The organism is Tuberibacillus calidus DSM 17572 (genome assembly GCF_000430685.1).
GTDB lineage: Bacteria > Bacillota > Bacilli > Bacillales > Sporolactobacillaceae > Tuberibacillus > Tuberibacillus calidus.
In genome coordinates, this window is record NZ_AUMM01000009.1 from 1 (window position 1) to 20,903 (window position 20,903).

Annotated in this window: 22 protein-coding genes and 1 pseudogene; 12 read left to right on the forward strand and 11 right to left on the reverse strand. The window is 43.5% G+C overall.

The annotated features are described in order from the left end of the window. Positions 1-280, forward strand: a 280-nt coding sequence (locus H532_RS17670) for a transposase (protein ID WP_027724264.1), incomplete at its 5' end; no start/stop codon positions are given. A gap of 29 nt (positions 281-309) precedes the next feature. On the opposite strand, the pseudogene H532_RS17675 reads toward H532_RS17670, so the two are convergent. The 7 genes and pseudogenes from H532_RS17675 to H532_RS0103110 form a co-directional block, all read right to left on the reverse strand. Continuing rightward, positions 310-1,434, reverse strand: a pseudogene (locus tag H532_RS17675) (ABC transporter transmembrane domain-containing protein); the annotation flags it as partial. A gap of 15 nt (positions 1,435-1,449) precedes the next feature. Beyond that, positions 1,450-3,207 (reverse strand): ABC transporter ATP-binding protein, encoded by a 1,758-nt coding sequence (locus tag H532_RS0103080; RefSeq protein WP_027724265.1) that lies wholly within the window; start codon positions 3,205-3,207, stop codon positions 1,450-1,452. A gap of 421 nt (positions 3,208-3,628) precedes the next feature. Then, positions 3,629-4,177 (reverse strand): peroxiredoxin, encoded by a 549-nt coding sequence (locus H532_RS0103090; RefSeq protein ID WP_027724266.1) that lies wholly within the window; start codon positions 4,175-4,177, stop codon positions 3,629-3,631. A 438-nt stretch (positions 4,178-4,615) separates the two neighbouring features. Beyond that, complete coding sequence (locus tag H532_RS0103095) at positions 4,616-4,861, reverse strand: YkuS family protein (RefSeq protein WP_027724267.1); 246 nt, start codon at positions 4,859-4,861, stop codon at positions 4,616-4,618. Positions 4,862-5,005: 144 nt separating this feature from the next. Then, positions 5,006-6,121 (reverse strand): N-acetyldiaminopimelate deacetylase, encoded by a 1,116-nt coding sequence (locus H532_RS0103100; protein ID WP_027724268.1) that lies wholly within the window; start codon positions 6,119-6,121, stop codon positions 5,006-5,008. A gap of 109 nt (positions 6,122-6,230) precedes the next feature. Beyond that, a complete protein-coding gene (gene dapD, locus H532_RS0103105; protein WP_027724269.1) occupies positions 6,231-6,941 on the reverse strand; it encodes a 2,3,4,5-tetrahydropyridine-2,6-dicarboxylate N-acetyltransferase in 711 nt (236 codons plus the stop codon). A 105-nt stretch (positions 6,942-7,046) separates the two neighbouring features. After that, positions 7,047-7,913: a transcriptional regulator CcpC gene (locus H532_RS0103110; RefSeq protein WP_027724270.1), complete on the reverse strand. Its 867-nt coding sequence runs from the start codon at positions 7,911-7,913 to the stop codon at positions 7,047-7,049. A 122-nt stretch (positions 7,914-8,035) separates the two neighbouring features. Between H532_RS0103110 and H532_RS0103115 the strand changes: the two genes are divergently transcribed. Together H532_RS0103115 and H532_RS0103120 are read left to right on the forward strand one after the other, a co-directional pair. Then, on the forward strand, positions 8,036-8,788 hold the full coding sequence (locus tag H532_RS0103115; RefSeq protein ID WP_027724271.1) for a sulfite exporter TauE/SafE family protein: 753 nt from the start codon (positions 8,036-8,038) through the stop codon (positions 8,786-8,788). Continuing rightward, positions 8,785-9,159 (forward strand): VOC family protein, encoded by a 375-nt coding sequence (locus H532_RS0103120; protein WP_027724272.1) that lies wholly within the window; start codon positions 8,785-8,787, stop codon positions 9,157-9,159. The genes H532_RS0103115 and H532_RS0103120 overlap by 4 nt, the downstream gene beginning before the upstream one ends. 55 nt (positions 9,160-9,214) lie before the next feature. Here the strand turns inward: H532_RS0103120 and cbpB are convergent, their stop codons facing one another. Beyond that, the gene (gene cbpB, locus H532_RS0103125) at positions 9,215-9,676 is read right to left on the reverse strand and encodes a cyclic-di-AMP-binding protein CbpB (RefSeq protein ID WP_027724273.1); all 462 of its coding nucleotides are present in this window, start codon (positions 9,674-9,676) and stop codon (positions 9,215-9,217) included. 375 nt (positions 9,677-10,051) lie between these two features. Here cbpB and H532_RS0103130 point away from each other — a divergent pair, with 375 nt between their 5' ends. Then, complete coding sequence (locus H532_RS0103130; RefSeq protein ID WP_027724274.1) at positions 10,052-10,267, forward strand: hypothetical protein; 216 nt, start codon at positions 10,052-10,054, stop codon at positions 10,265-10,267. A gap of 182 nt (positions 10,268-10,449) precedes the next feature. Here the strand turns inward: H532_RS0103130 and H532_RS0103135 are convergent, their stop codons facing one another. Both H532_RS0103135 and H532_RS0103140 read right to left on the reverse strand, forming a co-directional pair. Beyond that, complete coding sequence (locus H532_RS0103135; RefSeq protein ID WP_027724275.1) at positions 10,450-11,451, reverse strand: inorganic phosphate transporter; 1,002 nt, start codon at positions 11,449-11,451, stop codon at positions 10,450-10,452. Between the two features lie 12 nt (positions 11,452-11,463). Continuing rightward, positions 11,464-12,081 (reverse strand): DUF47 domain-containing protein, encoded by a 618-nt coding sequence (locus tag H532_RS0103140; protein ID WP_027724276.1) that lies wholly within the window; start codon positions 12,079-12,081, stop codon positions 11,464-11,466. A gap of 299 nt (positions 12,082-12,380) precedes the next feature. On the opposite strand from H532_RS0103140, the gene H532_RS0103145 reads away from it, so the two are divergent. From H532_RS0103145 to H532_RS0103175, 8 genes are all read left to right on the forward strand, one after another. Next, the gene (locus H532_RS0103145; RefSeq protein WP_027724277.1) at positions 12,381-12,632 is read left to right on the forward strand and encodes a hypothetical protein; all 252 of its coding nucleotides are present in this window, start codon (positions 12,381-12,383) and stop codon (positions 12,630-12,632) included. Positions 12,633-13,032: 400 nt separating this feature from the next. Continuing rightward, positions 13,033-13,491 carry a MarR family winged helix-turn-helix transcriptional regulator gene (locus H532_RS0103150; protein WP_027724278.1) on the forward strand — a complete coding sequence of 153 codons (459 nt, stop codon included), beginning with the start codon at positions 13,033-13,035 and terminating at the stop codon, positions 13,489-13,491. Position 13,492: 1 nt separating this feature from the next. Beyond that, positions 13,493-16,627: an MMPL family transporter gene (locus H532_RS0103155; RefSeq protein WP_027724279.1), complete on the forward strand. Its 3,135-nt coding sequence runs from the start codon at positions 13,493-13,495 to the stop codon at positions 16,625-16,627. A gap of 202 nt (positions 16,628-16,829) precedes the next feature. Beyond that, on the forward strand, positions 16,830-17,087 hold the full coding sequence (locus H532_RS20915) for an MFS transporter (protein WP_051263101.1): 258 nt from the start codon (positions 16,830-16,832) through the stop codon (positions 17,085-17,087). Further along, positions 17,084-18,088 (forward strand): MFS transporter, encoded by a 1,005-nt coding sequence (locus tag H532_RS17680; RefSeq protein ID WP_281169025.1) that lies wholly within the window; start codon positions 17,084-17,086, stop codon positions 18,086-18,088. The genes H532_RS20915 and H532_RS17680 overlap by 4 nt, the downstream gene beginning before the upstream one ends. Continuing rightward, positions 18,057-18,674 (forward strand): TetR/AcrR family transcriptional regulator, encoded by a 618-nt coding sequence (locus H532_RS0103165; RefSeq protein WP_027724280.1) that lies wholly within the window; start codon positions 18,057-18,059, stop codon positions 18,672-18,674. Before H532_RS17680 ends, H532_RS0103165 begins: the two co-directional genes overlap by 32 nt. Positions 18,675-18,867: 193 nt before the next feature. Next, complete coding sequence (locus tag H532_RS17685) at positions 18,868-19,641, forward strand: hypothetical protein (protein ID WP_051263103.1); 774 nt, start codon at positions 18,868-18,870, stop codon at positions 19,639-19,641. Positions 19,642-19,649: 8 nt separating this feature from the next. Further along, positions 19,650-20,108: a hypothetical protein gene (locus H532_RS0103175; protein WP_027724281.1), complete on the forward strand. Its 459-nt coding sequence runs from the start codon at positions 19,650-19,652 to the stop codon at positions 20,106-20,108. Positions 20,109-20,265: 157 nt separating this feature from the next. Here H532_RS0103175 and H532_RS0103180 read toward each other — a convergent pair whose 3' ends face one another. Then, positions 20,266-20,580, reverse strand: a complete 315-nt coding sequence (locus H532_RS0103180; RefSeq protein WP_027724282.1) for a hypothetical protein — start codon at positions 20,578-20,580, stop codon at positions 20,266-20,268. Between the last annotated feature and the right edge of the window lie 323 nt (positions 20,581-20,903).

Below are 20,903 nucleotides of genomic sequence, written 5' to 3' on the forward strand. Positions count from 1 at the left end.
GCCTTTAAAAGACAGTGAGGAAGACAGCGCCCAAAAACGAATAGAATACCAGGACGCCTTGGATCGGAACGCCGTCGAAGGCAAATTTGGCGAGGGCAAGCGTACATATGGGCTTGGTCTTATTCGAGCACGCCTTCGACAGACAAGTGAAACCGTCATTGCCCTGCAGTTTCTGGTTATGAACCTTGAAAAGATCCTTCGGGATACTTTTTTTTCCTTTTTTCACTTGATCATTCGTCAGGTATTTTCATGTCACAAACTGCGAGTGGTAAGCTTTTGATCAAAATGTAGGTTGTTCAGTAGTCCCTAAGTAAAGCGGACATCCTCGAAGTCTATCGTTCCTTTAATCCCATCCATGCTAACAGGTTCTTGGGCATCGCGCACATTCGGCCGTTCGTCAAGAAATTCAAAAATGCGTTCCGACGAAGCCATGGCAACGAGTAACTGGTTATACGTTTGCCCCAACCGGGATATGGGATCCCAAAACATGCCCAAATAGAAGGCAAATGAGACAAAGATACCGGTCGTCAGATGGGAATGAATGATTAAAAACGCCCCGAACCAAATCAAAATAGCGCTACCGATGGCATTCGCCATTTCAACAAACGGACGGAAGACGGCGTTTTTTTGCGTCGCACTCCGCCATGTTTCAAAGACTTCGGTATTCACAACATCAAAAAACGCCCGGTTATTGACTTCTTGATTAAAGGATTGCGTGACGCGGATCCCTTGGATGCTTTCATTTAAATGCGAATTCAGTTTCGATTGTTTGAGACGGACAAGTTGCCATGCCCTGCGAATTTTTCTTCGGAACTTCGTCGATAAGAAAAACATCAGCGGAATGACGAGCATTACCGCAATCGCCAATTGCCAGCTCAAGGAAAACAAAATGACGATGATCCCGCAAAGCATTAACAAGTCGGTCAGCGTGTTAATGACCCCGTTTGTAAACAAGTCTTGCAGGCTATTGACGTCATTGATGATCCGAACGAGAATGGAGCCGGCTGAACGCGAATCAAAAAAGCGATTGGACAAGTATTGGACATGATTGAAAAGATGTTTTCTAATGTCAAAAATCACATATTGCCCTAAGATGTTCGTCAAACGGATCCGAAAATAGTTGCTCAAATATGAAAGAAAATATAACACAGCGATCGTTCCGACAAGCCAATAAAGGCCGTGAATATCTTGATGTTTAATGACGCGATCGAAAGCATAAACCCCTATTAAAATCGGAACCGTAAGCCGTATGGCTGTACCGATTAATAAAGCGATAATCGCCCCCGGCAGCAACGTCTTCGCATACGGCTTTAAATACTGAAGCAAACGGGCCATTTGTGCCCAGTTGAACGGTTTTTCGATAATCCGGTCCGACGAATAGTAGAAACGCTGCCGGGTTTCCAGTGCTTTCGATTCCGGCTTTTCCAATGGCATGAGCTTCCCCCCCTTTTATGCGTTCTGTTGTGTTTTCAATTGCTCGTGGTCTTTATATTGAATGTCATAAATTCTGCGATATAAGCCATTCGGGTTTTGGATCAAGTCTTCATGGACGCCGCGTTCTGCGATTTGCCCGTCTTTTAACACTAAAATTTCATCGGCATGGCGCACGGATGAAATGCGGTGCGCAATGATAAACGTCGTGCGCCCGCGCATGAGCTCTCGGAAGGCCATTTGAATTTTAGCTTCCGTCTGCATATCGACAGCACTTGTGGCATCGTCCAAGATTAGAATGCTCGGATTGATTAAAAGCGCTCTGGCAATCGCGATCCGCTGTTTTTGCCCCCCAGAGAGCCCTAATCCGCGTTCACCGAGGATCGTGTCATAACCATTAGGCAATTCTGAGATAAAGTCATGGGCTTGAGCGCGTTTAGCTGCATCGATGATTTCTTCATCCGTTGCATCCGGATTGCCATAAGCGATATTATCGCGAATCGTGGATGAGAACAAAAACGTCTCTTGCTGGACGAAACCGATGTTTTTTCTTAAAGTCTTCAATGAGTAATTTTTAACCGATTCGCCATCCAAAAGGATTTCTCCGCTTGTGGCATCGTAAAACCGTGCGATCAAACGGGTAATACTTGATTTGCCTGAGCCCGTCGCCCCCATCAATCCGATGACTTGGCCGGGCCGAGCGCGGAAGGTAATATCTTTTAGCGCATAACTTTCTTCATTCGGATATTTTAAATAGACATGCCGGAATTCCACGCTGCCCAGAAGCCGATCCGTCTCAATAGGATTTTCCGGAGACGCAATTTCAATGGGTTCATCTAAAATTTGCAGGAGCCGTTCCCCGGATGCTTTGGCTTGTGAGAATTGGTTCACCATGAATCCTAATTCCATTAACGGCCCCATGATGTACCAGACCAAACTGAAGAAAGCGACGAGTTCCCCGGGCTTCATCTCCCCGCGGATCACAAATGTACCGCCCAACCCCAGCAGGACGACAACGCAAATGTTCCCAATAAACTCCATGAACGGAAAATATTTTGCCCATAACGTCGATGTATAGATTTGTTTATCTTTGTAATCGGTGTTGTTCCATTCAAACCGTTCAATTTCTTTGGCTTCCTGGGCCATGGCCTTGACGGTATTCATGCCGCTGACATTTTCCTGTACGCGCGTATTCATGCGCCCCATCGATTTCCGAATGGCGCGAAAGGCTGGGTGCACCTTTTTATCAAAGCTGTAGACGGTCACAGCGAGAAACGGCGTCATAAGAAGTGTCACGACGGCAAGCGGCACCGAATACGAAAACATGATAACGAGGGAAAAGCTGACGATCAAAATAAAGTTAAAGAGTTGTGAAAAGCCAAAGGACAAAAAGAAGCGAAATCCTTCAACATCTGCCGTTAACCGTGACATTAAATCACCGGTATGGGCATTATCGTAATAGCGAAACGGCAAATATTGAAGCTTGCGGTATAAGGCTTTTCTGAGCTCATAAACCGAGCTAATGCCGAACAAATTTCCCCAATATTGCTGAAAATATGCGGCCACCCCTTTGATCGCCATGATTAAGATGAAACCAAAAGCCAGGATGGATGCGTACCCGAAGTTTTGACCCTTGATCCCTTTATCAATCGTCTGCTGCAAAACAATCGGATAACAAACCGTGGCCCCGGTAACGATGAGTAAAAACAATAAAGATCCGAAAAGATACTTTTTATGAGGCCAATAAAAATTCTTCAACCGTCGAAAGGTATCCATGCTGCCACCACCTATCTGAATCGCTTCGAATAGTAACATCACTAAATATAACGGATTTCGAAACATTGTACCATATATTAAACGCCCGAAATTCGGCAATTATTAGACGTTTTAAGCCGTATGCTTTCATTAAACGAGTAAAAACTTATAATATCTTTTGTTTTTGCGAAAATGCTTTTATTTTTATCCCTTTTTAATTTTTTCATAAAAATGGGCATAGAAACGCTCGTGTATTTTCACCTTTAAAGACAGCTTGGCACTGCCAGGCTCAGCCAAAGAAATCTTGGCTACCAAGCCTCTTAAGTGTAGGCACACCTTCGTTGCCCCTATCTTTGCGGAAAAATGGTTGGCCTGTCTTACGGGTACAAAAAAATCGTCCCACCCGTCTTCAATGGACAGGTAAGACGATTGATGCAGGACGTTATACTTGTAACGTCGCTTCGCCAGGTTTCCAGTTCGCTGGGCACAGACCGCCGGTTTGCAGAGCTTGTAAGACACGTAATACTTCATCAACGCTTCTGCCAATGTTATTATCATGAACAACTTGATATTTCAATTCCCCTTCAGGGTCAATAATGAACAGTCCGCGAAGCGCTACCCCTTCTTCTTCAATCAGAATGCCGTATTTGCGGGCAACTTCTTGATTATGGTCGGCAGCGAGCGGATATTTGATATCTCCAAGGCCGTTTTTATCACGCGGTGTGTTGATCCAAGCCAAATGTGTGTGTACCGTATCTGTCGAAGCACCGATGACGACAGCATCCAAATCTTCAAATTCTTCATAGCGGTCGCTCATCGCGGTAATTTCAGTCGGACAGACGAAGGTAAAGTCCATTGGATAGAAAAAGAGAACCGTCCACTTATCGTTTTTCATGTTTTCTTCCAAGCTGACTTTGCCAAACTCTTTGTTCGGCATGACTGCGTCCATTTCAAAACGCGGTGCTTGTTTACCTACCATGCGTTCTGGCATGCTTTGTCCCTCCTGATGCGAAATCTTTTTATTTAGCTGCCCTATGTAATATCCAATGATTCGACAGCCCTCATATAGAATACGTAAGTAATTATAGTCAAACTTCTACTTTTAAGTCAATTTAAAAGGATAGTTAATATAATTATTTGACATTAATTTCGTTATACTGTCACAAATTATTCTTTCTTCATTATCAATTAACTTTTTCTTATTTATACCCACCGATTAAAACAGTAAACGCTAAAAAGTTAATAATATATGGCTCTACCAAGCCTCTAAGGCGAAAACGTAGCCTTAGTTGCCCTTATGGTCGTGTTAAAAATTGATACTTTCCAACCAATATAAAATAAGGTCGACACACTGGGCTATTTGTCGAGCCTTAACGAATAGCTATGCCTAGGCTCGGTCGAACACCCATTGAGTCAACCTTCTTAACCGTTAATGTTTAATGCGCTCTTCTACTTCTTTACAAATTTCATCAGCACTCATGCCGCTGGCATCAATCACCGCACCTTCTGAAACAAAGTTTTGGATGCCCATCACATTGGCGTCTTGTCCAGTGATGACACAACAATCACACCCTTTGGCATCCTCTTCGTTTTTTAGCTTGACTACCTCGTAACCTTTTGCTTTTAGCGCTTCACTGACATTGGTTAATGATTCCTCAACGGCCACTCGAGCCATCTTCACACCTCCCGAATCGATCTTCGCCGAGTCTCAAGACTCGACTTCCGCATCCCCTGATGGATCAGGGTCATACCCCTAGTTTGGCAACGGGAGGTTTTTATTATACGTCAGAACCACGTCATCCCTTTAGTACAAAAGGCATTACACACTTCCATTGAGGATAAAGCCGCTTACTATGTCTACCCCTTTGGCGATGGCCGCTTCGTCGGGTTGCAATGTCGCTTCATGCAAGCCCGCCTTCGAATTCACACCAAGCCAAAACATAAAACCAGGGATTTCTTTAAGGAAAAATCCGAAATCCTCACCGGTCATCGCTTCCTGGCATTCGCGCCATTCGTGGCCTTCTGCTTGGCAATAAGCGATAAACTGCTCCGTTTCGTCGACATGGTTAAATACCTGATAATAGTTCGAACCATAATCGATCTTTGTTTGGCAATGATAAGCCAGCTCAATTGCCTTGGCATGAGCTTCAATTTCCCGCTTAACCATCTCCATTGTCTCAGGGTTGAGCGCGCGGATCGTTCCTTCCAGACGAGCGCTCCCGGCAATGACATTTTGCTTTGTTCCGCCAATGATTTTTCCAATAGTGATGACGGCTGAATCGATCGGATTGACGCGCCGAGATACAATGGTTTGTAACCCCATGACGAAGTGGGAGGCACTGATGACCATGTCATTGGCCAAATGCGGGTAAGCCGCATGCCCCCCTCTCCCAATAAAATCAATAAAAAGTTCGGATGTATTGGCAAATAAAATCCCTTTTCTTATGGCCACAACCCCTGTGGGATATTCCGGGGCAATATGCAAGGCAAAAATAACATCCGGTTTCCAAGAGCGGAAGGCTTCACTCTGTAACATGGGGAGCGCTCCGCCCGGGCCTTCTTCGGCGGGTTGAAAAAGAACGACGACATCATCCTTTGGTTGTTGTTGTAGCAATTTTTCAATCATGCCGAGGGCAATCGTCATGTGCAGATCATGGCCACATGCATGCATATACCCTTCATGTCGGGAGCGGAAAGGAAGGCCGGTCATCTCTTTAATGGGTAAACCGTCCATGTCGGTCCGGTACCCAATCGTTTTAGATGGTGCACTCCCTTTAATTTTAACGAGCACACCCGTCTTCCATGTTTTAATATCCATTCCCGCTTGATTGGGCATGGTTTTTAAAAGTTCCAAGATGAGTTTCTGCGTTTTCACCTCTTGAAACCCTGGTTCCGGAATTTCATGAAAAGCGCGCCGGACTTTAATGAGATCCATTCCTGCCCCCTCCTCCATTTCTCGCCTAAAATCGAGAGGACCGTTTTTCAGCCTTTGGGAAAAACGGCCATTGTGCTTCAACGTTTTATATTTCAGTCAGGAGTTTTGTTTATAGCTTGCGTAACTCCTGTTTGATTTCTGTTTTCGAACGGGTCTTCTCATCAATTTTTTTAATCACCCGTGCCGGGGTTCCTGCGACGACCGTGTAAGGCGGAACGTCCTCAATGACAACGGCACCGGCGGCAACCACGGCGCCTTCACCAATTTTTACACCTTCAAGCACGACCGCATTCGCCCCGATTAAAACGTTATCTTCCAATATAACAGGCTGAGCGGACGGTGGCTCAATGACACCAGCGAGCACGGCTCCGGCACCAACATGACAGTTTTTACCTACGGTTGCTCGTCCGCCGAGAACCGCGTTCATGTCAATCATGGTGCCTTCCCCGACGACGGCGCCGATGTTAATCACGGCTCCCATCATGATGACGGCGTTTTTCCCAATCTCGACTTGTTCACGGATGATCGCCCCTGGCTCGATGCGCGCTTCAATATTTTTAAGATCAAGCATGGGAATAGCCGAGTTCCGGCGGTCGTTTTCCACGACATAATCATCAATGTGTTCGGCATATGTATCTAAGGCTTCCTTAATGGTTGCCCACTCGCCAAAAACGACACCAGTCGTTCCGTTAATAAATGCTTTCGAACCAGTCCCGAAATCCACGTGTTCGAGACGACCCTTCACATAAACTTTAACAGGGGTTGATTTTTTGCTATTTGAGATAAATTGTATAATTTCATTGGCATCCATCATGTTCACGTTCATACTCTCCTTCATCGTTCGATCTCGAAAAACAGTTACATTTTAACATAATCCACCTAAAACGCTCTAAACAAAACGCGTGGAAGTTCCAAAAGCATAAGTTCATGGGTTATGTTTGACTAAATCAATAAACGCTTTAACTTGTCGCAAATTCAGGACATCCTCATGGGTAATCAGCCATGTATCCCGCTTAATCGCCTTTCCCGTTTTATCGGAAAGCGGAATTTTATAAATGCCTTTGTCCTTTTCCGTTAAACTAATCGATGGCAAAATCGCATACCCAATGCCATTCATCGCCATTTGTTTACATGTATCGATTTGGTCGACAACAATCGTCCGCTCCGGCGGTTTTTTAAAATGATTGTACCACCAATCCTGGATTTCTTGGTAATAGGACGAATCGCTTTTGAATTGGATAAAAGGGCGCTGGCAATGTTCCAATTCACTGAATGACGAAATTTCCGTATCAACAAGATGCAAAACATCTTCGAATAAATGAATTTTAGGGCCTTTCCATTTAATCTCGCCGCGCAGGATGCCGACATGCGTATCATGGTCGTACATATGGTGAAGAATTTCACTGGACCAACCTGTCGTCAGTGAAATTTTCACTTGCGGATACCGGCTGACAAAGATCTTCAACATGTTGGGTAACCAGTACTGACCAACGATCGATGTCACCGCCAGTTTCAGCGTGCCAAAAATCTCCCCTTCATTGGAATAGATTTCTTCTTTAAGGCGATTTTCTTCATCCAAAAACCGTTTAGCAAACGCCGCGATTTTTTCCCCTTCAGGTGTGATTTCAAGCCCCCGCTTTGAGCGAATAAACAAGGTCGTCCCCCAACTATCTTCAATCGTCTGCAAGCGCTGGCTGAGCGCCGGTTGGGAAACAAATAAACGCTCGGCGGCTTTGCGCATATTCCGTTCCTCGGCAAGGACAACAATGATTTGCAAATCGGTTCTTTGCATGTTCCAGCCCCTTTTTAATAAGTTTTTCTTATGCTTTATGATTATTATAATTGAATTTTCTTTTCAATTCTATCGTTATATGATGATTACAGAAAAATTTTGATAAAAACGGAAGTGATCTTATGGAACTATTGATAACCTTATTTTTCGTTGGACTCTCTTCCCAGTTCATCGGTACATTAGTCGGCAGCGGCGGGTTGATTACATTTCCAGCGATGCTGCTTTTAGGCGTTCCGGTCCATTCAACCATTTCAGCTAATAAGCTGTCCAATGCCATCTCTTCAACAACCAGTTTAATCACGCTTGTTAAACAAAGGAAAATTGCTGTAAGCGATATTTTAAAAGGCGGCCCGATCGGCTTAATCGCCGGCGTGATCGGTGGGCTGATTACAACTTCCATCCCCGAACCATTGATGAAGACTATTGCGATCTTCTTGCTCGTTTTTGTTTTGGTTCTGTCTTTTGTAAAACCGAATGAGGCGTCTCGGAATAGCGCTTCGAAAAACCCAAAAGGACTCATGCCGATTTATTTCGGCATTGGGGTTTATAATGGCGCATTTGGCCCTGGCCAAGGATCCTTACTCATGCACTTCTTGTCAAGAAAAGGTATTGATTATTTAAAAACAATTGGTTTAACCCGGGCCAATACGTTAGCGAGTGGATTGGGAGCGGTTGTGACCTATATTTTTTCAGGAGACATGATATGGAGTGTTGCTTTTGCCATCACAATAGGGGGCATCATCGGTGGTCAGATCGCTATATTTATCGCACCGAAAATGTCTAAAAAAGTCGTTCATCACTTAATGCGCGTTGTCGTTATTTTACTCATCATACAATTACTTGGAGAAAATCTGATAAGGGGGATTCTATCATGACAAAAATACGTGGCATCGATCACGTGCAAATTTGCATTCCAATCGGTGAAGAAGAAAAAGCCCGAAACTTTTATGGCGGACTGCTCGGGCTTCAAGAAATTGAAAAACCCGACACCCTCAAAGCGAACGGCGGCGTTTGGTATCAGGTCGGCGATTTGGAGTTGCATATAGGGACCGAGAAGATGAACCAAGAAAAAGGAAAACGGCATGTCGCCTTTCGTGTGGATGACATTCAAGCCATGCGTACATTATTGGAGAACCATGGATTTACCATCAATGAAGAAAAGCCTATTCCCGGTGCGGAGCGGTTTTCCATTCGCGACCCATTTGGCAATCGCATGGAATTTATTTCTCGGAATACGTCTATCTGATACGGGTGACCCAAGAAACGGGTCACCTTTATTTTTCATGAATAAAAAAGCCAGCCTATTTCAGGCTGACTTTGGCGTGTTTTTGATCTTGCAAAAAATGATTCAAATACTTAAGCAAAGCGCTTCGCGGCAAAATCCCTTTAAAAAACCCTTCCTCATCTTCCACGCAGAGAAAAGTTTGGTCAATGGAGAGTTTTAAGGCCGTTAGAAAATCGTCATGAACCTTCAAAATTGGAATGTCGGCCTTCATCACCTCTTGCACTTTTCTCTTGCTTAATTTTTCAAATTCAATGCGTTCAATGCCGAAAATATTGTTCAAAATCATCGTTTTGCTGATGATGCCCTTAAGTTTATTGTCGATATCCAAGACCGGAACGGCGGAATATCCGGTTTTCACTAAAACGAGTAGCGCATGCTCCAACGGATTAATCGTTTGGACATGAGCGACAACATCAGAAGGAATGATTAAATCCATGATGTCCTTATTCAGAACATCTTCCGTAGTTAATCTTGCCATGAGTTTCATCCCCTTTATTCAAGAGCAATTGTAAGCCCTTTCATCCCCTAATAACAGTTTATCACAGATGGATGGAAACGTTCATTCCTTTACAACTATAACATATCACCTTTTAACCGCACGTTGGATGTATTCGCAACAACCCCTTTTTTTAAGGGGGGATGATTCCCTACAAACCCTTGACAAGATGGGGCGATAGAAAAAAGATAAGCCTCTTTCAATCCCTAGAAACATGCGTCATGCGCGATCGTTCAAACTAAACGGTTATGAATCTACTTTTGGAATATACTAAGCCTTATCGTTTTAGCTTTTTGACAGGAACATATATTCGTATTACAATGAGTAATGATGATTTGATCGGAAAGGATGACCGTCATGGACAACCGTTTTTCCGTGATGGAGCGTCAGTGGGTCGGCGGTGCGATGCGCCTCGTCGTCATGGACTGGAAAAAAGGAGAAATCCTTACTTTCATGCTCGATGACCTCGAAGAACCATCGGTCGATCAGGAGCTAGTTTCATTTATTAAAAACATGCGGCCCATTTTGGAAAAACCTTTATGGAAAAGCTCCCCACCGAATAAATCCCATTGATAGCCTTGAAACTGACAAGCTTCGCGAAACGACATGTCAGCGATGTAAAGGTCGCATGAACCCAAGATCCGAATCTATCATATAAAAAAAGCTTGTCCCTCCTAAGAAGGACAAACTTCACACTCTGAACGCTTGAGTTGATCATTCACAGCCATAACGGCCTTCATAAAGCCAGAATGACATTAGAGAAATAAATGCAATAACTCGTAGAAAATAGCTCCAAGAACAACAGTCACAGGCAAGGTAATAATCCATGTCAGGACGATGTTGATCGCCGTTCCCCATTTCACGCCCTTCACCCGTTCAGCTGAACCGACCCCCATAATCGAGGAAGAAATAACATGTGTTGAACTGACAGGTAAATGCAGGTTCGTAAAACCGAAAATAATAATGGCTGAAGAGATGTCCGCTGCCGCACCGTTGACCGGGCGGATTTTCATGATTTTACCACCGACTGTTTTAATAATTTTCCAACCGCCTATCGATGTGCCAAGCCCCATCGCTGCCGCACAGGCGATGCGCACCCACATGGGGATCGTCTCCATGTTCGGCAAAAAACCCGAAGCGAAGAGCGCTAAAGTAATGATTCCCATGGACTTTTGGGCATCATTGGTGCCATGGCTGAACGATTGCAGAGCCGCCGTAAAAATTTGGACAATGCGAAACCCTCGATTGGTTTTTGATAACGGAAACCGGCGAAAAACAATCGAAAAAATCGTCATTATGATAAAACCAAGGGCAAGAGCAATGATCGGCGAAAACACCAAAGCTTCAATGATGCTCAAAAAACCCGAAAAATTAATGCCATTTATACCAAGGGCCGCGATGCCGGATCCGGCTAGTGAGCCAATAAGCGCATGTGACGAGCTGCTTGGGATGCCAAAATACCAAGTGAGCAAATTCCAAACGATCGCAGAAAGCAGCGCCGCCAAAACAAGCGTGGTGCCGTTTTCGACATGGAGTGGATCGATGATGCCTTTTCCGATCGTTTGTGCAACCCCAGTGAAAAGTAGCGCGCCAAAAAAATTCGCACACGCCGCAAAAATGATGGCTAGGCGCGGAGGTAAAGCCCGCGTCGATACCGATGTGGCAATCGTGTTTGCTGTGTCATGAAAACCGTTAATAAAGTCAAATACAAGGGCAAACAAAACAATCAAAATGGTGAGAATCAGCACAGAATCCATCGGTAAACCCCTTTATGCATTACGCATGATAATCGTTTCCAGAGTATTAGCGACATCTTCGCAGTCATCCGCAATGGCTTCAAGCATTTCATATAGTTCTTTATATTTAATAATGTTGATCGGATCTTTTTCCTTTAAGAATAAATCACGTATGCATTCCTGATGCATGTCATCGCATTGGGATTCATAATCATTGATTTTAATGACGTGTGAACGGATATTTAACAATTTGCGCCGTTGCAAATGTTTGGCTGCTTCACTGATTTCTTTTGTTGCCGCAAGTAACAGGTCAACAAACCGAACCATATTCTCTGGGGGATTGATAAATTGATATATTTCAATCCTGGATGCCCATTGTTCAAAACCGTCCAACACATCATCCATTTTCATCGCCAAAGATAAAATATCTTCCCGTTCAAGCGGAGTGATGAACGTTTTGTTAAGGTCGACGATCAATTCATGAATGAACGCATCACCTTTGCGCTCATATTCCTTCATCGTTCGCGAAAATTCCTCCAAGTCTTTGGTTGAGCGAATTTTATATTCGACAAAAAACGTCGCTGCCTCCTCAACATTGACTGCAATTTGATTCAACAAATTCAAAAACTTGTCGTTTTTAGAAAAAAACACACTCTCGCCCCCAATGAAAAATTCATTAACCGAAATTATTTTAACAATTATCCCTATAAAAACAAGGAAATTTACAATATCTTAACAAACCTCGACAAAAAGAAAGTTCTAAAACCTTCACACGGCTTGTCCAGCTAAACGTCAACATAGCCTAAACTTCAATATCACAAACGTTGTCTTCCGGATCCAATGTTAAAGTCACTTTTCTTTCTCCTTTCCCATCATCATCCGGGCATGTTTTTACACCGATTGTGGGATCGTATTAAAGAACATGATTTCTTGGAAAAAGGGGAATGATGATGGATCATACTTTGGATTATTTGCGCGAATCGCTCTCCAATTGGATTGAAGAGGACGAGTTGGCCTACAGAATTTATCATAAACTTGAAAATAGCACCTATTCAAGTGAGAGAGATTTTGCTGCACATCTCAGCCAGGAGGAAATTCAGCATTTATCCGAGTTAATCAAAAAGGAAATGCACTACGCGAACCAAGAACAAGACACCGTACGTCTCGCCCAGCTGAATGAAGTTTACGAACAGTTGTATTAATTCCACCGGATGTAAGCCGTTCGGCTTTGAGAAAACATGACTCTGCTAACAAACCTTTCAGGTGTTGGCAGAGCCTTCATTGCCCTTTTGCTCGACTAAAAAGGATATTCTTTTTACCAGCAAAAGCCTATTAGGTGCAAAAGCAAAGCCTTAGTTATCCTTATATTTTCCTGTTAAATGATCTTTTTTTACCAGTACAAGTAAAAACCTTTATAACAAGAAAAAGCAAATGAATAAGTCCCAACACCCCCGCAAGCGAAACGGTTGATCGTCCTCCCTTTCACGGGTTAGAGCGTACTTAAATGCATCACAATTTATACTTGACGGGGGTGATGATTTTATATAAAGTTAAACTCGTGAACTATTTAATTGTTGAATCATTATTTGAGAGGGGGGTTTTATGGACCGCGCGGCATTCATTGATCTCATCCAACGTTACGAATACCTTACCTTTCTCATACATAAACGGGCAGAATTTATCATAAGCAAGGAAATTAGTGAAAATGTGACGTACGACCAACATTTTGTGCTCCGCTATATCATGCAAAATGAAAATTGCACACCAACCGACTTGGCTAAACAATTTTATGTGCAAAAAGGGGCAGTGACCGCCATCATTAATCGTTTAGTTGAGAAAGGGTATGTTCGTCGCGAGAGGGATACGAAAGATCGACGAGTCATATATTTGCATTTGACAGATAAGGGCATTCATTTTTACGAGGAAAGCCTGAAAAAAATACACGAAAATTTCGCCAGCCTCATGGCCCACTTTACAGATCAAGAGATTGAAACCTTTATCCAGACTTATGAAAAATTGGCCACTGCGCTCAAAACGGCCGTAGAAAGTATGGGTGACTAAAATGAGAATGGTGTTAAAAGGCAAATGGATGATAATGGCAGCTTGGATCGTTTTGATTGCTGTATTGCTCATGACGCAACCGAATTTTTCCGACCTTGTCCATGAAAAAGGGCAAGCGACCGTTCCTGAAGGTTATAGTTCATCTGTTGCCAGTGACCTGTTAAAAGCTTTGAATCAAGAAAACGGCTCGGGTCAAACCTCTTCGGCTGTGCTTGTTTTTTATGATAAACATGGATTATCAAAGGCTGACCATGCCGAAATAAAAAAAGCCATAAACCAACTCGATAGGAAAAAATTATCGCTTGGCATCACCGATATCATAAGCGTATTCAACCAGCCTAATTTAAAAGAAAAACTCGTTTCAAAAGACAATACTACAATGCTTGTCAGCCTGAATATTGAAACTAACGACCGCGATACGAGGGCTTTAACGGACGATTTATATACGGCGATTGATAATATCAAAGTCGATCATTATTTTACAAGCGACTGGATGATCAATAACGACACTGAAGAAAGCATGCAATCCGGCGTACATAAAACCGAATATCTTACGGTCATTTTCATTCTTTTAGTGCTCATCATTGTTTTCCGGTCGGCCATTGCCCCCTTCATTCCGCTGATTTCTGTCGGCGTTTCCTTTGTCGTATCACAAGCGATTGTGGCCTTTTTGATTGACTGGTTCAATTTCCCAGTCTCCAACTTTACGCAAATTTTTCTAGTTGCCGTGCTCTTTGGCATCGGGACCGACTACTGTATCTTACTGATCAGTCGCTTTCGTGAAGAATTGCCGAAACATGAGACCGTCAATGAGGCGATCATCACCACTTTCAAACATGGCGGACGCACGGTCTTTTTTAGCAGCTTAGCCGTTTTGATCGGCTTCTCAGCCATTGGGTTATCCACTTTTAAAATTTACCAATCGGCTGTTGCCGTCGCCGTAGGGATTGCCGTCATGATTGTCGCTTTGCTTACCATTGTGCCGTTTTTCATGTCGGTGCTTGGCCCAAAACTCTTCTGGCCATCGCGCAAAGCGCTCGATCATAGCGAAAGCCGTTTTTGGGGTAACCTTGGGGCATTTGCCTTCAAACGCCCGCTGATTGCGCTACTGATTGTCGCCTGTGTGTCCCTGCCATTTCTCTTGACTTATGATAACGTGCGGTCCTTCAACAGTATGAAAGAAATCGGTGACGACTATCCCTCTGTCAAGGGGTTCAATCTTATCGCCGATCATTTTAATTCCGGTGAGGCGATGCCAACGACCGTTGTATTAAAAAACGATGAACGCATGGATCGCCGAGAAGCCTTACAAGCCATTGAAGCGATCACGCAGGAAATCAAAAAGACCGACCATGTTGCCGTCGTCCGTAGCGTGACCGAGCCGCTCGGTGAGCCAATCAAAAATTTTCTCGTTCCCAATCAAGCCCAGACACTTGAAGACGGCCTAAAGAAAGCCAATGACGGTGTGAAAAAGATTGCTGCAGGGCTGAATGATGCGAGTATGAAGTTACAAGATTCGAGCCCACAATTAACAAAAGCAGCTGATGGCATCGATCGTCTCATAAACGGAACCACCGATTTAAAGACCGGCGTGTTAACACTCCAAGACGGATTAACAAAAATACAAAAGGGCATTGAATCCGGTGCTGCAGGCGCTGGTGACATCAAAAACGGACTATCACAACTTAAAACCAACGCCGAGCGCTTATTATCTTCGCAGCAGCAATTGCTCGGCGGATATGAACAAATGCAAAACAGTCTTGAAGCCATTAATAAAAATTACAAAAGCATTCAAACGGGATTAACACAAAGCATTTCCACTGTTAAACAAAGCTTGGATAACTATGTGAATGACAATGATGCTGCAATGAAGAACGATCATTTCAAACAGGCCTATGGAATGATCAACTGGCTGCTCACCGGCAAAGGATTCAATTTTCCAAGCCCGCTTCTAGCCATGCAAGATCTTTACAAAGGCATGCAAACACTCGCCACTAAAATGGATGAAGCAAACAGTGGATTCCGTCAACTGGTCGAGGGACAAAAAGCGTTTAACAGCGGCTTGACAAAACTGATCGCTGGCATTGACCAATTGCAAAGTGGTTTAAATCAAGCAGCCGCTGGCGAAGGGCAGGCCATCAAGAACCTCCCTTCGATGGCTCAAGGGCTTGACAGCCTTGCCGACGCTCAGTCACAGTTGAAAAGCGGTTTTACCGATATGCGTGAACAAATGGACAAATTAACAAGCGGCTTGGATGATGCGGTCAACGGACTTAACAAAGTATCAGACGGTTTGGATGATGCCGGAACGTTTTTAAACGAGCTGTCCCAAACGAACAGTTCTTTAGCCGGTTTTTACATTCCCGACCAAGCGCTTCGAGATAAAAGCTTTCAACAGTCAATTGACAACTACATGTCTCGCGATCGGAAAATGACAAAAATAGATGTTGTATTTGATGTGAATCCGTATTCGGAAACCGCGCTTAACCAAATCGAAGACATAAAAGCCGCAGTCAAACGGGCCGCAAAGGGTACGCCCCTTGAAAACGCCACCGTTGCCGTTGGAGGCGTCTCAAGCGTCTTTCACGACCTGGATCACATCTCTGATGCGGACTACAATCGAACAGCGAGCTTTATGTTAATCGGCATCGGTATCGTCCTCATCACCCTTTTCCGGTCTTTGATCATGCCTATTTATGTGATTGCCTCCCTCATCTTAACGTATTTCACGGCCATCGGCGTCTCCGAAGCGATTTTCGTCAATGGTCTTGGCTATACCGGACTTAACTGGGCGATCCCGTTTTTCAGTTTCGTCATGGTCATTGCGCTAGGTGTGGATTATAGTATTTTCCTAATGGACCGCTTTAATGAATATCGCGGTCAACCTGTAAAAGAAGCGATGCTTTCCGCAATGAAAAATATGGGCACAGTCATCATGTCGGCGGCGATCATCCTCGGCGGAACATTCGCTGCCATGATGCCATCCGGTGTCGTAACGTTGATGGAAATTGCCACTATCATTATCATCGCGCTGTTGTTGTATACATTGTTCGTCCTCCCGCTTTTCATCCCGGTACTCGTCCGGACGTTCGGCAAAGCCAACTGGTGGCCGTTTATATATAAAGAAAATGAATGATCTATCACTTTAAAAAGTTCCTGAATGCCTAAATCGCATCAGGAACTTTTTTGTGCCGGTCACATTGCCCACTTGTGCCATTTTGTCGTGGATGCTCAGCTCTAAAACAAAAATTTTTTAATGAGTATTGTATAACGACACTTGTGTCATTATAATAGAAATAACGACACAAGTGTCATTTTATTTGCAAAGGAGAAAATGTATGAATCGTCAACTTTTTCGACTTAAAGGGTATTTGCCGCTATTATTGGCGCAAATTATCTCAAACCTGGGCGACTGGCTGGATATCTTAGCCCTCATGGCTTTAATTGCTTTAAAATGGGGCGCCTCACCCCTCGCGATGTCCATGACCATGTTGTGTTTGGCCTGCCCGTCCATGGTACTAGGTTCAGTGGCTGGCGTATTGGCGGACCGGCTTAACCGAAAATCTTTAATGATCATCTCCGATCTTGTGAGATAGTCACGGTCTGTGGCTTTGTTTTATCCACACACTTGTGGCAAATATACGTATTGCTCATCATTAAGTCGAGTTTCTCAGCACTTTTCTCGCCCGCCGAAAGCGGAAAAATAAAAGAAATCGTGCCGAATGAGTTCATGCAGCCGGCAGTAGCGACAAGGGAGCTCGTCAATAACGGCGCAAAGATTGTCGGACCCATTATCAGTGGCGCCATCGTTTCCTTCATCGGTATCAAATGGGCTTTTTATTTGGACAGTCTAACGTTTATTCTTTCTGCTTTGTTTTTATCATGGGTGCCGGGAGCGGGCACTGTTCGCACAAATCAAGGTAAAACCTACACCTTTAAACGGCAAAGTTTCATGCAACAGTTTAAAGAGGGTTTCCGATTCATTATACAATCACCAAGGTTGCTCGCCGGTTTGCTCGTTTTTTGTTTTGTCTTTTTCGCCCTCCAAATAGCGGACTCGCAAATCGTCATTTTACTTAGAGAATTGGACGGAGACCCCACGAATCTACTCGGTTGGATCATGGCGGCGAGCGGCACGGGAGTTATCTGTGCCTCGCTTTTACTTAATAAAAAAGAAATCAAATCGTATTTGACATCACTTTGTTTTGGTAGCATGGAGCTGGGAAGCGTGCTCGCTTTGGAAGGCACTCTGATTCACTCACCCTATCTTTTAGTAGCCATCCTTTATCCGCTCACAGGCATTATTGCCGGTTTTTCCTTCGGCATGGCGATGATGCCTTTTGACATCATGGTGCAAAAAATGACGCCTCAGCATTTAACCGGCCGCGTTTTCGGTGTCATTGGCAGCTTCGTGACGACATCCACTTTATTAGGTCTGGCTTGCGGGGGACTAATATCTCAATACCTAGGTGTTGTTTTTACCTTTATCCTTTCGGGAAGTTTGCTTGTCATGTGCGGTATGATCGTCTATAGTTTTCGTAGAAGACTGGATGGTGTAAAGAAAGATGCCGAAAGTATCACAGGAACACTTCATTAAACGCAGAAATGAAATTTTAGAAGCCGCCAAGCGTGTCTTTCTGAAAAAAGGCTTTGAACCGGCCACGATGAAAGATGTTGTAGAGGAAAGCGGCATGAGCCGCGGAGGCGTATATCAATATTTTTCCAGTACAGAAGAAATGTTGGAGGCTTTACACGAAAGGCAAACTAACATCTTCACCGAATACCTTTCAACATTGCTTGATAACCATGAGACGGTTTGGGGTGCTCTGAATGCTTATTTAAGGGAATATGAAGTCAAGGAAGAAGATTTGGGGCAAGTCCCGTTCGGAATCATCATGTATGAATACTCCGTTACCTCTTGGCGAAACGAGCGACATCGGCAATTTATGTTAACCCATTCCAAGCGTAGCGTCGATGCCATGACCGATTTTTTACAAAAAGGAGTGGAACGCGGGGAATTTCATCCTATACAACCGCTCGAAACGATCGTATATTTTTTGTTTAACGTCACGGATGGATTAATCCTTCAGGCCACGATCGCCAATTTGAATATTGATCAACTGAACGGACAAGTCGAAGGCCTGAGACTTTACCTGAAGAACGCACTCGGAGTAAGTGATTAAGGTGTGAATTTAATATAAAAAACCACGCATAACCTCTGCTTAGAAGATTTTTTGGTCTTCCCACTGGGGTTGATTTCATTTATTTGTATATATTCCCCATAATAAAAGCCCAATGTATGGAAAGCTGTAGCACATGCAATTCTATACATATAAAGGTTCTTTGTTGAAAGGGCGGGATCGCGAGTGACACGCAATGAATAAACGTCAGCCAAAGAAACTTATTGGCGTGTCGACCCCACTTGGAACCAACGTCATTTATTATCGAAATCCAGTTTTAGTGGCTTGGTGGTCGGCAGCCTTTCCTGGTTTCGGGCATATTCTTCTTGGGCAATATATTAAGGGCGGCCTATTGTTTATATGGGAAATTTTTGTAAATATCCATTCTCATCTCAATCTCGGTTTAATTTATACATTGCAAGGGGATTTCGAACGAACAAAAGCCGTTTTAGACCCGCTTTGGATTTTGATGTACATCCCTTTATTTTTATTTACGATATGGGATAGTTATCACGAAGCGGTTAACCTTAACCGTTATATACCGCTAATTAATCCTACAAAAGTAAAAATAAAACAAAAGAGAATCAACGCCATTGGACGGAATTTTTTAACGGAAAAAAAACCATTTATGGCTCTGTTTTGGTCTATGTTTTTTCCCGGCACTGGCCAGTTTTATTTGCATCGGCTCTTTGAGTCGGTTTTACTATCTTTTTGGTTTATTGTGATCAGCCATTATTCTCGATTTCATCAAGGATTATTGTTTTTGATAATGGGTGATATTGACCGTTCCAATCAAGCGTTCCAAGCGGATTGGTTTATGTTTTTGCCTTCTCTATTTTGTTTTTCGGCCTTTAATGCCTTTACGGACGCTGTTGAAAGCACCTTTCTTTACCGCAATACGGAACTTGCTGAACTGGAACTGGACTATCAGAACCCTCACTTCAAAGTAAACTTTCCCAGCCAATCATGAGGTGAATTATGCAAGTTTTTGCCCTTTTTTATACCATAACCATGTTGAAAAATGCGATTGCTAAGTTAAAACAATTGGGTATTGAATCGCGCGATATTTTCGTTGTTCCTATAAAAGGTAAGAACGATCATCACAACAACCCGAACATCAAATTTCCTCATTTTCGCAATGCCGTTGATAAGGGCTTTGCCTTTGCCACTGCCCTTTCTGTCATTACTGCAGGAATCGGGTTTAAATTGTTCTTGGGTCCGATCATTTGGGGGATCATCGGCGCTTGCTGCGGTTTTCTCATTGGATTTTTCTCCAGCTATTTTCGCATGAATAAGCGGGAACGAAACCCAAAACACATGGACTTACCCTTAATCCTGATTGTCAACTGCCCGCCAGATGATGTCAAAAAAATTGAATCCTTATTATTTGAAACCGGTGCTTTAGGTGTCAACACCCCTCTTTTAAAGAAAAATTAACGAGTACCGTTGTTAAAACAGCCCATCAGATAAAATGCCCTCACGAAGCCTCATGATGACCTGATCGATCAACAATAGGTCTCTCCTCTTTCGCCCGATATTGCCTCCATAGTGGGACGTGACTTTCTGGAAATTGGAAAAAATATTGTCGGCATCATCATTTTTTTATGCTCGAGCAAATCTTTGCGTCCGTATGATCCATTTGCCGTGGGAGCCTTTTCGAAAAGACGGTCGTAATAAGTTGTTTGAGGATCGCTTCTGCCTGATCGCCTTCAATAACGATCAGGATGCGCTCATCGTCTGCGGTCAATAGAAAGGTGATTAACTCGGTCATGCGGTCAATCCGGCATGTTTTGTTGTTCTTATATAAATACAGGGAATGACGGGATTTCTGACAAATGAAGTAAAAGGTAATCGCCCGGCTGAGGGTGAAGTCTTGAGTGGGAATGTTAAAAGAGACAATGCTTTTCATGATGCCTGCTCCTTTTCTCTCTATAAATTAAAGCGTGTCGGTAATCTCTGCACTTTTATTTTCCCACAATCACCCGCGAAGCTGAACGGGGTCTTTTTGTCGAATCGAGACTTCTTTTGTATCTTTACAGTTTTTTCCTAAACCCATGGAAACAAATTTATTAACCCATTAATACACGACTTCTCTAAAAGCAGATACTTGCACACTTTAAAACAATTGGCGTTTGGCTATCTATTGGCCTGTTCATGTGATCCTAGGCTTTCTCTCATTGAAAAACCGGCATCTCTCAAGCTTAAACGTCATCCTTACTTACCTATACATAC